Raw genomic sequence first — 17,262 nt, 5'->3', positions numbered from 1 at the left:
CCGTTGGCCGAGGGATAAAAGGAAAAAAACTCTTGGAGTTAAATATCTAAATCGAATGACGTGTCGTCCAACAGCGACGCGAAGGCCGCATCAACGCTGGACGCATCGGTCATAGAATCCGCATCGGTTGTCGACAAACTCATGTCATCCGCAACCGTTTCAAGTTTCGCATTGTCGATTTCGAAACCGGCTTCAAGGATCGCATCACGAGGATCAACCACCGCGATGCTTTCAACGAAGCTTTCCGCCTCTGGCTCGACTGCCACCACGTTTCGTACTGGCAAGTTAACCGTCGACATTGCCGCATAGGACAAGGTTGCCCCAGCTGACGCAACCGAACTCACAGGTGTTGCTGCTACCTGCTCGCCCTCACCATCGAGTGGTTGGGTCGGCCGTTCTTCGAGAGCATTGATCACTAACAACGCATCAAACGCCGACACGACCCCATCACCATTGACGTCGACAAAGTCTGGTGGTGGTGCTCCGATCTCGTTCACAGGCAACGCAGATCGGCCGCCCATCAATGGACTGCTAAGCATGTTGATCACGCGAAGCGCGTCGATCGCCGAAACATAGCCGTCCGCCGTCACATCGGAATTCAGATCATCAATCGGGTTTTGGTAACGCGATTGATTTAGCGTAAACGTTACGGTTGCCGTATTACTGCGTAGCCCCGTGCCATCGATCACGCTATACGTATACGACACTTGGCTTCCGACAGTGCCGGCGCCCGCGTTGTAGACGAACGTGCCATCGGGGTTGACCGTCAAGTTCGAATCATTCGGTGTAATCGAGTCAACATCGACCGTGAAAGCATCTCCATCGGCATCACTGTCATTTCGCAGCAATCCATTGCTTGGATTCAAAACCTGCAAAGTCGCACCAACCGGAACGCTGTAGCCATCGTTCACTGCGATCGGTGTGTCCGCCACAGGAGTCACCGTAAACGTGAACGCATCACTGACGCGGAAAGAATCATCGTTAGCGGCGATCTCCAATTCCACTTCACCGAACTGATTCGGAAAGACATTGATCGTCATTTGGTCGCCGACAAAGTCAATCGATTCAATCAAACCACCGGCTGCAATTTCCGAAGCGGTTGGATTGATCAGACTCCCGATACGAGCGACCGAGTAGGTTAGCGACGAACCATCGGGATCGAAGAAGACCGAGTTCAAATCGCCAACAAAATCAACATCCTCCGTCGTCGCCGCAGGATCGAATGTGCCAATCACTTGCGGTGCATCCGGAGTGTCAATCACGGTGACCGCGACCGCTTGGTTGGTGAACAAACCATTCGAATCGGTTGCAGTCACATTCAAAGTCGCAGTACCAAACCCATACGGTGGCAAGGTCAACGTCAACTTCTCATTGAGCACTGCTGCACTAACGACTGAATTGTCCGTCGAAGTAACGACGTAAGTCATCGAATCATTTTCGGGGTCCGTAAACCAAGTAGACAAATCGAATGTCTCGGTTCGGGCGACGGACTTGCTTTCGTTGAACGTCAGCGAATCCTCGCCTGGGTTGCCGTTGATACCGACGAATACTGGCGAGTCGTTATCGCCACCAACGTTGACCACAACGGTCCCGGTGGCCATCGCCCCCAAATCGTCGAGGACGGTGTAGGCAAATTGATCCACGCCACTGAAGTTCGCCGGTGGTGTGTAGATAAAGTTGCCGTTGCTGATTCGGACAGTCCCCTTCTTGAACGTTTGCTTTGGATAACCGGTCGTTTCCAAAGTAATCGTTTGTCCGGCAGCCACTTCATCCGCCGGTCCAGCCGTATCATTGTCGATCACACCGGTATCAGTCGCGTTGGACAAGGGAATCGTCAACGGTGTGTCTTCGTCACCAACATAGAAGTCGTCAGTCACGCGAGGAGCATCGTTGACGGCGGTGAACGAAATCGTCACCGTTCCCATCTTGACCGCAGTCGCAGAGGTTTGTCCCTCACCGGGGACGTCGGCAACACGGTACGTGAACGTGTCACCGGCTGCATCGTTGTAATCCGCCGGTGGCGTGTAAACCAACTCGGTACCACCACTGGTGATTGCAATGCTGCCGCCTGCGGAGGAGGCGAACGGCACTCCGCCAAATCCAACCGATTCAAAAATGATCGGCTGACCGATGGAAACTTCATTCGCTGGTCCCGCATCGTAGTACGGAGTGATCAAAGTTGCGCGATCAAATGTGGTTACGACGTCTTCGTCAATCGTCACACTGGTCAAAACGTCGGCTGTCTTCGCAACCGGAGGATCGTTCACTGGCATGACATTGATTGTCGCTGTGATTGCTCTTGGACTAATCAAGGAACCATCGCTAACACGAGCAACAAACGAGACTTCACCGAAGAATTCCGGCTCGGGAACAAACGAGAAGGTACCATCGGCATTGAGTGTCAATGAACCTGCATCGGCCGAACCGATTTTCAGCATCTTCGTTCCAACGTCTGCTGGATCGATCACGGGGGTGTCACCATCAGGATCGGTAACGCCGACGAGCAAGCCATCGTCTTCGGGCGTCGCCAAACTGAGCGAGCCATCCACATCCAACACTTGAAGGGCGACATCTTCCGGCGTCGCAAAGTTGCGTGCGGCTTGGGCCGGTGTGACGGTCGGTGGCAAACCTGGAATGAGGGCCAACGAGTAGTCTTCGACTTCACCGCTGAGCGCCAATCCGCTCGGTGAAAGCCCACCAGTCTTGGAAACTCGGAATCGAGCAAACGTGTTTGCCGAATCCGTGATATTCCATGGATTTTCCGAGTACGGCACCATGAAGGTTCGAGTCACCGATCCCGATGCTCCGTCAAACGGTTCACTGAACAGGATTTGGTCGCCTGGGTCATCGAAGTCTCCATCGGCGCCAAAGTCAATCCAACCGTCAACAAAACCGCCTCCGGTGACAGTGACCGTCACAGGATAGCGAAGTTCTTGGTACGTCGATCCGTCGGTATTTGTGATCGTGACGTAGGTTCCGGTCCCTTCGTTTAGGATGCCAAGCGGATTGTTCTCGCTGATAAAGCTGACGCCATCCTCATCGTTACCGCTGACAACCACTGTGTCGCCGCTAACCACCGTCGAGGCAGGCTCGACCGGGCTTTCGGCAATCGCTCGGACAATCGCCGCGGCGATCATCTCGGGCGTGTCACTGACCGATGACTTGATCGCGAAGTGGTCTTCGTCAAACAGTCCGTCGGTATCGAATTCCAACGTCGCGATTGCATAGCCTGTATCGATAACGATCGTGTCGCCATCCGCACTTGCCAGCGGCACCGACGGATCCAATGTGATGGTTGCAACACCATCAATTGTCGAAACGGCAAACAGCGATCCGGTCGTAGCAACTTGAAGCGCGACATTGTCGCCGTCCGCTTGATTGCCCGGTCGTCCGTCTGCATCCACATCGACGAGGCTACCGAGCATCAAACCACCACCGGCCACGTGACGTGGTCCGTCGGTAGCAAGGGTCGTTGGGTAACGGCCAATCGTGCCAAGCTTTGGACCGGCGGCATCACCAAAGTCCAAACCAACTTGAGGCATCAGAATCGTGAACTGGGTCGTGTTGTCGGCGCGATTTGCTTCGAGTGGATTGCCGTCGACATCTTTGATACCACTCAGATAGAACGAATCAATCGGGCCACTAAAATCGCTAGCATTCTCGACAAAGAACGTCGATCCACCACGGTCGACTGCATTTAGATCAGTGAAGGCAGCAACCGATGGACTATTGATGGCCTTGATCAAAGCTCGCTTGACATCTTCGTCGGTCGCCGATGGCGAGATAAAGACGGGCTGTGCTCCACCCGGGATACCAACCACGTTTAAGGTCGGTTCAGCGCCCGTTGGAGTTGCGGTTAAAATGATGGTGCCTGGCACATCGTTGAGTGTTACCGCACCCGTTGGATCGCCCACCGCGTCGACCACGACTTCCGCTGGCAGCGGATGATCGTCGTTCAAATTGAACTGCAACCCACCACGATTGTTGTTGATCGCGGCCGCCAAACTCTCAGCGATGTCCCCGGTCGAACTGGTCGACGAGAATGGAATCGCGACATTGCCTGCGGTAACGCCTCCACCATTGGAGATCGATTCAAATTCGTAAGTAACCGAATCGGCTCCTTGACGAATCGTCAAGGTTTCGCCATCGATAACGATCCCACGACGGACCGCGATTTGCGGAACACCTGGAACATCGTCGGTCGGATCGACTGGGTCATTTTCCAAACCACCGAGATCGACTCGATCCGCTGAGATGCGACCAAGCGAAACGCGACCATTGCCTGCGTTGGATGAAACAATACCAGCGGTCGAACTGTTGATCGCAGCGACCAACGTACCGGCAAGCGTGTTGACCGGATCAAACGTATTGAATGTGACCGGAACTGCACCAGCGACGTCTTGTGGCGTGTTCGCTAGGTTGAATTCAAAGACCACATCGTTACCGACAGTATCCTTCAATATCAACACCGACCCGTCGGCGAATCCACCGCCGCCAACAAGCGGCAATTGCAATAGTAGCGGACCAAAGACTTCGATCGTCGAGGTACCGGCAACACTTGGTTGGCCGGTGACTTCCAGGGCAACCCCCGTGGTATCAAATCCGAGTCCGACTTCGCCGCCAATCGACAATTGGCCGCCCGGTTCAGCTGTAACGTTCGCTTCGATCAAACCGTTGACGTCAACCGATTGAATTGCATTGACGACCAATTGGGCCATTTCATCCGCTGTGGTCAAACGCGTGATGTTGATGGCGGTGTTGCCAATCGCGACTCCGTCGTCCGCCGGAGCGGGCGATTCGTCAGTGCGGTTGAGTTCAAAGATTACGGGCGGGTCAATCGAACCATCCGCGTTTGGTGCGGGCGTCAGCGTAATCAAATCGCCGTCTGTAGGTGTACGGCTAAGACCAACCAAGCTGAGTTGGCCACTCGGAACCGATGCAGCACCATCAAGAGGCAAATTCAAGTAAACCGAAGTGTCATAGACAAGCGGGTTCAGTCGCATGCGAACCGCGACCGACTGCTGAATCAGCTGTGCCAACTGAGTCGCATTCGGATTGCCCACAATCGAAATCCCAACATTCGTCGCGTCATTGAGTCCGCCAGCGTTATTAAATTCGAATGTAACTGTCTCCACACCATCGTTGATCGTAAAGGTGTCACCATCGACAACACCACCGAAGCTAGCTCCCGCCGCAGGTACTTGTAGCGACAACGTGCGAACATCTTGAACCAAACCGCTACCACGCGTATTGACGATCGCTCCGGTTTCCGCACCGATGATCACCGCGTGTCCATCGAGCATTGTGTCAACGTCCAAGCTTCCCGCAGCAACTTGCGCGTCAATTGCCGCTTGAATGTTGGTCGCAATTTCAGTTAAGAACGCATCCAAGGCGTCCGGATCCGCTGGAGTCGGTCCGTCAGGCAAAAGCACTTCAACACTGCCGGGCAATTTCGCGTCGCCGGGTTTGTTGAATTCAAAGACGACGCTTGAATGGGTACCATCGTCGATTTGGAAGATACCGCCATCGCGGACGCCACCTTCGTTGGTTCCGTTAATAGGAACCATTAACGAGATCGTTTCAGGGACCAACAATTGGTAACCCGTTTCGAACTCGAAGACGACGTCGCCACCGTTCGCATCAGTAATCGTGATTTGATCACCATCGGAAACCTGACTTGCACTCGGTGCGACCAACACGTTGCGATCGTATCCGTTCAATTCGATTCGATACGCTCGGTCATTCTGCCAAACACCTGCAAGTGGCGTCAGGATAACGATGTTCTTCGTCGAGTCGTAGTGGAAGGTATAGTCGATCGTTTCTTCGAGCAAACGGTCATCTTCGAACACGGTCACGTTGGATCCCGCAAGCCGCAAACCAGGCCCATTGGGAACCGCAATTGTATTGTCGTCGATGCCATGGCCGAGGAACGGATCCGATGCATCCCCATTGTCACGCAATTGGATGCGGAATTCCTTATACGTCTTGTCTTCGAAAGCGACATAGGCCGTTGCACCATCGGTATCGATGAATTGCGAATCGTTATCGCGAGGCACTTCAAGGATCGCCACAGGGCCGACGAAATCAGCAAGTTCCACCGCACCGCGATCTTTGAAGATCGTCTCGCCAACGGCATGAGGCGAAGCATAAACCGGGTGGTCCGCTCGCAGCACACTGTAAACATCACGCGACGGAGCAATGACGTTGCTCGCCAAGATACCAACGGACTCCTTCACGTCGACGAAGGTATCGCGATCCGTGATCGAGTTTACCGCACTATCAATGATCACTGCGTTCGGAGCGGGCAAGAAATTGTCACCGGCTGGATTGACGAACAATGGTTCATCGTCATCCAGGGTGAAGTTAAAATCGTCGGTTCCACCATTGACATTACTCGGTCCCGGCGTGATCCCAATATTCCCGTTTCCAGTGAATGGCTGCGTCATGTTTTGACGGAAGACATTGTTCGCCGTTTCAATATGCTGGAACGCATTTCCGGTGACGATCACCGACCCTGGCTTCGGATGCACGTCGGTATTGTTCGGGAAGAAACCACTAAAAGTAGTAAATTCATTGACAACGCCTTGGTGCAAATTCGACAGCACATTGTTGAGCACCGTACCGCTACTTCCGCCCGTCAGCAAAATACCGGTTTCAGGATACAACTGGTCAATATTCAGTCCTGCGGCTGGATCGAGTCGCAACCCGGCAGCAGCGGCTTCAGGACTAATCGAAATTTCAGCAGCCCGTTCCACGAGCACGTAAAGTTCGGAAACTCCATCTCCACGAGTCGAAGATCCTCCAACACCGGAAGAACCGGCTACCGCAGCAAGTCGGTTATGACCAAACACGGTGTTGTTGTCATGGAAGTCCAAGAAGAACTGCAAGCCACCCGAATAGCCATCCTGGCCACCAAGCGCACTCGCCGTCACTCGGGCGATTGGCCCAGTCACTCCATCGGGTCCGTTGCCAAATTCATGGTTCGGCAGCGGCGGGTTGGGAGTTCCTTGATTGTCAACGAAATTGACGCCACTAATAGCGTCTGCTATCGCCGTCGAAATGTCCGCAACGCGGAACGCCTCGCCAGCACGAATGGGAACGTTGACGTTACCATTGGCCAAACGCAATCCACCCGCTGCGTTGCTAAACTCGAAAGTTTGGACGTTGGTTGGATTGTTACCCGTTTCCAAACGGTCGGGGATTTGCGTGATCGTAAACGTGGTTCCGACCAATGCAGCGCCGTCAATCCCTTGGTTTGCAGCAGGAAATCGAGCGTTACTTCCATCGTCGACCGACAACACAAACGACCGTGGCGCGTAGGCTTCGATGGCAACGTTGTACTGCCCAGTACCACCGGCACCACTAATTCGATCCGATGTCGTTTGGGCATCGTAATCGTCATGTCCCGAGGACGAGACACCAACGTAGTAGGTATCTTCGCGTCGAGCAGTAAAATCGACAAACGGGTCAACTGGATTGACCAAAGCCGAGTCGAATGCCGCAGGATTGGCTGCTGTTTCGAGATAGTCGGGTGCTGCACCAAAGTCGTTCATGGCAACTTCGACGCCGCTTGAATCGAAGACGCGAATCACGGCATCAAGGCCGCCGAGAGCCGTGTCCACATCGACCGTCAATCGGTCACCGGCACCCAAATGGACGCGGTACATGTCAACATCGGCAGCCGCAGGAACGTCGGTAGAATCACCGATCGACCCGGTCGCGGTAAATGCGCCTGTATGGGCGTTGCCGACTCGCGTTTCAACGGCCTGCAACAGAACCTCGTTCGGCTCCGCAGTAGGCGATCCCGTATTCAGACTTGCTGTGCCGTCTTCACCGAAGATCGTATTGTTGACCAATCGGCTAACCGGTTGCGGTGCCTCATGGACCGCTGCCAAGCCAGTCAAATCGAACGGATTCAGAGCGGGAACCGGTGGTGGATTCAGGAACGAGAACGAAAATTGAACGTTCGTCACCCCTTCAAGATATACCGCCGCATTGGTCGGTCCAAAGATGGAGCCGAAGAAGTCGTCATCATCTCCTTGCATCGATGTCGACAAAGTTGCCTTGGCCAGGGGAGCGAGTCCATTGCTGACCAAAATACTGCTGTTGAACGCATTATAGATCGACAACATCGTTTCATAACGTGTTCCCGCAGAACCGCCACCGTTGTATCCAGGTGTGCCCGACGTGCGACGGTAATAGATTGGAACATGGCCGTCGGCGAATCCGTTACCACCCGGAACACCGCTACCGCCGGCGGTCGTCGCGTCACCACCGATGTCTTCAAATTCGAAGACCACTCGCACATCCGCTGCATCGACGATCATCGTCAAACCATCGGAAATCAAATCACCAAACAGAACGCTATCAATCCCGAAATCACTCGAATCGATGACGTACGGACGCATTTGACCTTCGACCTTGATGCCGACCATGCCAGCTTGGTCAATCACATTATTGCGGACCACAATTCCGCTCATTTCCCCGCCAATGACTGCGTCATTAAGTGTTGGGAAATTGCGAACGGCTCCTGGGTAGGCATTTCCAATCGGCGCTGGATCGTAATCGCTAAAGCGGATCGGATTATTGGCCGACCGCGTCAGAATCGGGTTGTTGTTAATGACGGAGTCTGTCGTTCGAGCGGGGCTAAGGTCCTCAGGATCAAACCCACGCACGCCCGCTTCGCTGTACACGCCGATGGCGCGGACGTCGCGAATGACATTGTTTTCCACAATCACTTGGCTTTGGTATCGCTCGACGTTCGCATCACCAAAACCTTGGTTGTAAACCACTGGCAATTGGAAACCGTTACCGGCATTTGGAAGTGGCGTGCCCGATGGGGGCAAATCCGTCGATCGGTCCAGCGAAAGGAAATCGCCAACCACGTTACCCGACAGGGCAACTCGCACATCCCCGTTTCCGCCTGTGGCCGAACCCGACGAATCCGATGCTTGGATTTGCACCGTGCTTTGCACCGTTTGTGAATTGATCGCTGAGCGGATCGCATCAGCAATTTGCGATTGCGTGCTGAGGGCGGTGTAAGGAACCTGGATATTGCCCGGCGCAACGCCCGCAACCGTGTCCAAGTCAAATTCAAACGTCACTTGTTTGACGCCATCGCTAAGGACAAACGTATCACCGTCTGCGATTTGGTCGACATGCGGTGCGATAACCGTCACCGATTCGCTCAAGCGATCATTCGTGTCATAAGTCGTATCAAGAGTAATACTACCACCGAAATTCGGTGTTGCGTACGACGTGGCTGGTCGAACTTCTAATTGGTATTCACCACTGTTAGAGGTCGAGTCCGAGAACCCCGATATTCCGACTACACCCGAAGGAGCACCGGTAATCATTTCACCTCGTTCGGAGAACCCGACAATGAAATCATCGAGGTACAAACCATCGCCGATGCCGGTGCCACTTGTATAGCTGAATTCGATCACGATTCCGGTATCGCCAGCGAAGTCCGCAAGTGAGGCAACGCCTTGATTCCACACGCTACCGAACGTACTTGGTGAAAATGTGACATCGTTTAATGCGACTGCGGTCGGATTCTCTATGCTACGGGCCGTGATCGCGACATCGTCACCGAATCCTGGATCGTAAAAATAGCTGAAGTACAAATTAGGCTGATCGTTCGGACCATAACCTGCCAAATCAAACGCGACACTTTCGACTGTCCCGCTTGGTTGGCTACGATCAAAATGAATCGACGAATTCGTCGGATCGCCACCATCGTTTGCATGATTTTCAACACTCACTTGCAGAGAATAGGTTCCCGAAGTTGGTCGTTCGTCTTGGTCGAGTGAGAACGAGAGAGTGCCCGCATCGTAGGTCGTCGCTTCGGGCGAAACCGCCACGAAATAAGTACCCGCCAAAAGAGTTTGCTGGATGAACGGGTCATCGCTCAACGAACTGCCAAACGTCGAGGTGACAAACATCGGCAGCGATCCGAGCTGGCCTGCACTCACCGCATCAAACGAGTCAAATCCAATGCGATTGAAATTGGCGTCGAACAATTCCAATTTCAAATCGACACTATCCGGATCATTCTGGTTGGGGATAGCAGGGAAGTCGTCAGGCAAATTGTCAGGGTCAAAGACGAACGGGTTCGCACCAAAGTCGATATCCAAAGTGACTGCCGAACCATCGACAGGAACGTCAAATCGATAGATATCAACGATCTCATTAAACGTGTTACCGTTAACGGTCGTGTGAGGAATGAATTGCGATGTATTGACCGATCGGTTTCCGATGTTCGGATCGTCGGCTAAACTCCACAGCGGATCACCAAGCGACAAATCCTGTGCCGAAGCAAACGTCCCATTTTGGAACTGAATTTCCGTTTGAACACTTGGCGGGAAGAGTGCGTTGGTTCGCGACCCGTTAAAGGTTTCACCAATACCGTGTCCTGGATCTGTCGCCCGATCAAGCGTGACCGACCAACCAGGATTCAGCGTCGTTTGGTCAATGAACGCGCCTTCACGGGGCGCCAATGCCGTGCCACCACCGATCGAGCTGACATGGTCTTCGAAAATTCGCAACACCGATTCGAGCGGTTCGCGTCGCGTCGTTGGATTCAATAAAGCATCCGCGACCAAGCCATCATTGACGACTGCAACAAAATACGATCCACCCGACAACGACACAGGCCCGATGAACGGATCCCCTGGTGCCACGGAGCCTCGCGTGAGCAAGTCGTTTGCCAACCCGCTAACGGGACTCGATTGATCGTCTAGTACACTGCTATCGTCGCCGATAAGAACCAAGCTTGGCTCGATCGCTCCGTCTTCCCCATCGGGATCGTAGTACACGTAAAGTGTCGTATTGGGACGATTGAAACCATCCGCATAGTCAATATCAAAGACACCTGTCGTTTGCGAGTTGAATCCACCGTTCACTCGATCAACATCGATTTGGTAGAAGTCAATATCGGCACCACTGGACAACGACCCGCCAACGCTGAAGACCATGTCTTCGCTTCGCAGCAAGTTGCCAAGATATTGAGCACGGTTACCTGGAATATCCGTTCCATTGAACCCAGTATCGGTGGCGATCGAGTCGTTACTGGCGATAAACGAATTGATTTGTTCATTCTCTTGAGCTTCACCCAAAAGTGGTGACGAACTCGGCAAACCACGCGTGTGAATCCCATGGTTGGCGTAGCGAATGTCCGTGTAGCGGACCACGCTGCCAGCAAATTCCTGTTCTTCTTGCAATCGCAACTGGAATCGATAGCCACCATCGGTCAGACCACAACCCGCGTCATCGGGGTTGTGAGATGCGCTCAGGACGCGGAAGAAATAGACGCTCCGAGCGTTGGAATCCGCGGTACTGCCGGGTAACACAAAGTGGATACCAGCGTCACGTGGGTTCGTCGATCCGAAATCTTCATAAAGGCCGCCTGCACCAAACTCGGTGAACACATCCGGCTGCGTTTGCAGTGATGTCGTTGTTCCTTCGAACGATGGATCCAAGACAAGCACATCCGACGCGCCGCTGATCTCATCAAAACTGTTGTCGCTACGTGCCAGCACATTGCCGTTTTCATCGAGCACTTCGATGACGGTATCGAGCGTGTAAGAAGTTCGATCAATGTCGATCCAAACTTCGGTTCCGGGCGTCCCGATGAAGCTGTAGGTATCAATATCTTGCCGATCGCCCAGGAAGCCTTCGACGTCGAAACCAAGTCGGCGAACATCATCGCTTGCGTAAGGCCCTGAGGCCAATTCGCCAAGCTCTTGCGCGGTTTCCAGATCCCCGTTCAAACCGGGGGCCAATTCGGTCGACAGTTCCAATTCCAACGCAGCCGAAACGTTGCGATCGTTGCTGTATTGGTCCAAAAAGACGCTGCGCCAATCGTTCTCTTCGGGACGCGAACCGATACCATCACCGTTAGTATCAGTAAACGGAGACCCGTCCGGTCGCAACCCGGCGCCGACGGCGTCATCTAAGAAACTGGTCAAAACAACCGGTGCCCCCGGTTGTCCAAGAATATGGATCGTGCCACCAATTCGGTCGCTGATATCGGTCATCGAACCGGTCGCCGTCAATCCGGTGCCAAGGTAGGCATCATGCGGTGCCGCCGAGCCGAGCATTTTCACGACCAAGCTTTCATCGAGGCGGCTTAACAAACGAAGGCCACCAGAAGAATGCAAATTTTCGACGGTCACGGAATCAAACAGCACGTGAACAATATCCGTGTCGTCCCAAACGCCAGCGGTCGTGAGTGTCCCGCCACGAATTTCCATGCCTGAAATTTGGCGGAATGACGCGTTGCTTTCGTTCTCGCTATCTTCATAGCGGTTGTAACGAATCATCGGACCGTAGTTATCATCAAGCTCGTCAAAGCGATCGTTTGCACCCGTTTGACGTCCTGTATCAAGCACTCGTTCGTCAGTCAGCGATTCAACGTCGATATCGATAATCGAACCACGGTTGTTCGAGAAGGTCGTCCCGACAATGATCGGTTGTGCTCCACGAACAAAAATTGTCGACGGCGTAACGCCCAGTCGGCCGAATCGTCCAACCGGCCCGGCACCGTCTTGTCCGTCTTCATTGAATTCGAATCGCGAATTGGTGATGCGACCTTCCGCTTGGTGAAGTTCAAGTGCCGCAAAACCTCGAGTTTGTCCACCCGTTAGAAGCGTGACACCACCACCGTAGGCAACCGTCGTATGATCAAGACTAATCGTCGAAGTCGGACTTCCGTAAAGGCCACCCCAATCGCCATAGTTTCCAACCGCGCCACCACCGGGGGTGTCGGCGTCATTGTTGGAATCGAAGGTTCCGCCAGCACCAAACCGGTCATCGAAAACACTGGTAAAGACAATCGGTCGTTGGGTGGTACCTTCGGCCAAAAGCTGGGCACCGAATCCGACTTCAAAACGCGATCCACGCGTCTTAATCACCATACCTGGGTCAACGACGAGCGATGCATCGAGACGCCCACGATTACCTTCGCGAGTCGTATCAAGAACGCCATCGGTTCGAGTGCCTCGGTCGACGAACGATTGCCCCGAACCGTCTAATCCAGTCACCAAGTAAAACGGTCCACCGGCGGTATCTTGACGATACAGTCGACGCGTCGAATAGGACGACCCTTGTTCTACTTGTGGCAAGCTGAACAACTTAATCGATGAATCGTTTGCGGCAACGTCAAACGAGAACGGCGTTGGACTTGCTAGTGATTCGAAACCATTCGAATCGACGAACGTCATTACATAATTGTAAGTTCCAACAGCAAATGTGCCATCGCGAAGCTGATCCCCACTGGCCAACCCCATACTCGGTGCGAAACCGTCTTGGATCGATCCACCCGGTGTCCCTTGGATGATGATATTGTCAGCGATGTAATGGACGATATCGGTATCGTCAAAACGTCCCGCAACGGTTAACGCCTTGGGTGTCTCGGTAGGTGCGGTTACGACGCGAACAAACAACCCGTTGATACTATTATCAAACAACAAATTGCTGTGAATATCGGGGCCAACCCGGTCATAATCGGCGGTGTAAACACCCGAGGCCTGGAATTCGGGTGATTGATAACTTGACTCTTCAAAGCTGTCTGGAAGCGCACTGATTGCGGCATCAGCACTTTGTGAAATCTCGGTAAAGGTGATCGAAGGTCGCAGATCAAAAATATCAATTGGGTTAGCAAGTTGCGGGACCGAATCGATCAGTACATTCCGGCTACCGCCATAACGAATTTCGGCATGATTGATCGAATCAAGGAAGATGGCCTCTTCTTCGATGTGACGTCGGCCTTCGAAACGGTCGATATCGCGTCTCAAGCGGATACCGCCCCAATCGCCCGGCTGAGCCGATTGCAGATTCGCCGCGGCGTCCGCGTCGACGGCCCGATCAAAGAAACTTGTAAAGATAACGCTTCCGTCATCGTAGCCACCCTCCGTGACATTTTCTTGAGCGATAAGTGTCGGCACCGGCCGGTCCGCAGGAACCGCATTGTTTGTCAAACTAAGGTCGACCAAGCGAGGCGTTCCGAGAACCTGAAGCGCACCATTGCTACGGTCAACTTGGACCGTGCTACTACCAACGCCGATATAGGCACTACGGAGTTTGAATGCTGCACCCGCATCAATCATCGTCGTGACATCTTTGGGCACTTCCAACGCCCGGCCATCTTCGTATGTTCCGCCACCGACGTCCGGAATCCCGATCTGGTAGCTATAGTTGTCCACTTCGGTCGCGATGTTTTGGTCCGCACCTCCGTTGCCAATAATGCGAACGATGTCGCCTGGAAGTGCGGCGTCAAACGCATTAGGTACGTCGGAGTTCGCGATGTTATTGAACGGTTTCGCGAGGCTGCCATCCGACAGTACCTCGGCGCTCTTGTCGACGAAAATATTTCGCCCGAGGACTTCGATCGCAGCGGAATCGGTCGACAATGCCAATGATCGATCGCCGGTCAACTCAATCGCGGCTCCGTTGGTCGTCGCCATCACACCGGTTTGAACCGCTTGAAGATTGATTGCGGTTTGCAGCGCCGTGGCCAGCACTTCGGGAGACGATTGTTCAACCGGATTATAGAGAACCGGTATATTTCCGGCCTTGGCCGAACCACCTGTCGGAACAAATTCGTAGGTTCGCACCAAGCCCGTCGCACTGGTGATTTGAACCGTTTGACCGGGCACAATTTGGGTGCCGTTATCGGTAATGTTTACCGTCCGGTTTAGCGGACGAGTTTGGAACCAGAAATTGTTCGCGCCGCCAGCGATCCCATCGCCGTCACCGTCAAGGATCAATCCCGGAACTCCCTCGCGATCACTATCCAAATCGCGAATCACATCGCGTTCGTCCACTTGGGGCTCGAACTTGATGTTCAATTCATACTCACCCTGAGTCAATCCGCCGTAACCACTCTCGGGAATCGTCGGATCGTAATTATCATTTCCACTTGCCGCGACGCCAACGTAATAGATCCCTCCGTCGAGCGAAGCCGAAAGCCGCGAATCTTCGCTGAAGTAATCATCGTTGCGGCTGAGTTGAACCAATCCACCACCACTGAGTTCCAGTGGCGAGTAGTTCGTGACGTTACTTGAAATATCCGTGGCACCATCGCCACTTTCCAGCGTGGCCGAAACGATCGAGCTGGCAAACGCGTCGCCGTTGATCGCTGCAATTACGTCGTTAGCAGTAAACGGAGTATCACGAGGGACGACTAATTCAATCGCATTTGGCAAATCGTTCCCAGCACTATCTTGGACACGATTGACCGTGACACCGCCCGCACCTTGTTGTTCAACAAAGCTAATTTTCAAACAATTACTGAGCAAACCATCGAGTTTTGAATCGAAACGAACTCGTAGCGTTCCTGCGACGCCAAACGTCGTCGTTAGCGAAGCTTTCTGCTCTTTGAATAGAGTCAAGGTTGTATCGAGCATGCTCGAATCAGCCAAACGCTCGGCAAAAGTCTCAGCCGTGAATGTGCCAACTTTGTCTTCATCGCCAAAGTCAACTTCGAATCGATACATGTCGACATCGATGCTGTCAGGCCGATGAACGTATTGGCCATGCAGCACGTCAAAGTTACCTGGGAAAACCGGCTCCAAGTCACCAAGGCTGTCAATACTGGCGTTCAAGTAGCCCGAATTCAGACTCATCAATGTCTGGGACGGAAGGTCCGGTGTGGTTTCCAGCCCAAGAATCAACCCGATCCCAGCCGCAGACTTGCGAAGGAAGTCTTCGCCATACGCGGTTTGGAAATTGGTTTGGTTACTGAACACCAACGCTGATTGGTCAAATGTTGGGTCGATTCGCAGCCGCGCACCGAGTGTCCCTTGACCAACGATCGTCGTCCCCAATTTGGGCTGCAAGTTCGCTGGATCGCCAAGCGCGAACGTAATACCCTCGCTGACGGTTTCGCGGAACTGAACGCCAATTTTGACCGACCACAGTTCCAGAGCTTCGCGAATGCGGTCTTTTTGGCGGTCGGTGATTTGGTTCAAGAACGAGGCACCCGCGGTGGTCGAATCAAAAACAGCGTTAAAGTTATAGGAAATCTCGGTGATACCATCTTGCGTATCAGGACCGAACAAACTGTTGATGTGCTGCAGCAAACTGCCCGCCGCTTCATCCAATTCGCGATGTCCTGGATCATCATTTCCGCCAGGCAATTCAATCAAGAAAGATTGCGGTTCAATCGATTCACGGTACACCGCACTGGTCAGCCCAGGCCCCATCCCAAAAGTACCGATATCGAACGCGGTCGACAAAGTATCACCAGCGGCCGCCGGATCGACATCGACTGTGGTTGGCTGAATGATCAAATCTTCGCGCACGTCCACGGCCGAACCGACCCGAAGTCGCCATGATCCGCCACCCGCGGGGACGCCTGGCAATTCATTAATGTCATCGGCAAAGAACAACCTAGCCGTGTTGGTCGTTGCGTCGTAAACCACTTTGTCGGGATGGTACAACAAGTCGTCAGTCGTCCGCGCGGTCTCTTGCGTGAACAACAATTGATAGAAACGAGGATTCTCGGCCGATCGGTCAGTCGGATTCCCAGCAGCGTCATTCTCGACGAACAATTCGTCTTCATTGAAGTAAACCACAATCTCGTTACGGTTCTGCTTCAACTCTTTCGTGGACCCGTCCTCGTCAAGCACACGAATCACCGGCTGCGGCACGACCGCTTCGACGAGTGCACCGAGACGCAGCTCAAAGTTAACCACGTCCGAACGCGCACCCGCGGTACGTGGCTGCAAAAGCTCGCCCGTTGAGTTGCGAATCCCAGTGACACCCAAACCAGTGTCATCGTATCCGAAGATTTCAATTCGGTACTTGTCATCCGGCAACGATTCAGCGAACCGAACCACGATCTCGTTCTCGTTGGGATCACCAAGCGTGACGAGGCCAGGATTGATCGCAACGTCGTCAGGCGTGTTGAACAGATCATCTTGGCCCGCGCGGGCAATTTTGATGCCATCGAGCGTGGTCGGATCGATCCGCTGGTTTTGATCAAATCGGAACGTCAGCACGCGAGGAGCGACCTCGGTGACACTTCCGTCAACAATCAAATCCCCTTCATTCGGTTGGATACCGATCAACTGAGGACCCGCCAATAATTGACGTGCCTCAAGGGTTTCCAGAATGTGCTGACGCCGCAACGCCTTCTTCTGCGACGACTTCGATCGTGATTCCGATCGTCGACGAGGGGTCCCTGCGGATGAATTTGACGCGGATGTGTTTGACGACGTCGACGATGTAGTTCGCTTACGCGAGGTCATAGACCGAACC

General features: G+C 53.5%; 1 protein-coding gene. It reads right to left on the bottom strand.

What is annotated here, in order from left to right; translation table 11 throughout:
• Positions 1-38: 38 nt before the first annotated feature.
• On the bottom strand, positions 39-17,132 hold the full coding sequence (locus CA13_RS25065) for a tandem-95 repeat protein (RefSeq protein ID WP_419194790.1): 17,094 nt from the start codon (positions 17,130-17,132) through the stop codon (positions 39-41).
• Between the last annotated feature and the right edge of the window lie 130 nt (positions 17,133-17,262).

Source organism: Novipirellula herctigrandis (assembly GCA_007859835.1).
In the GTDB taxonomy this organism is placed as follows: Bacteria; Planctomycetota; Planctomycetia; order Pirellulales; family Pirellulaceae; genus Novipirellula_A; species Novipirellula_A herctigrandis.
Note: the sequence above shows the minus strand (reverse complement) of the source record. Positions and strands in the feature narration are given on the sequence as shown.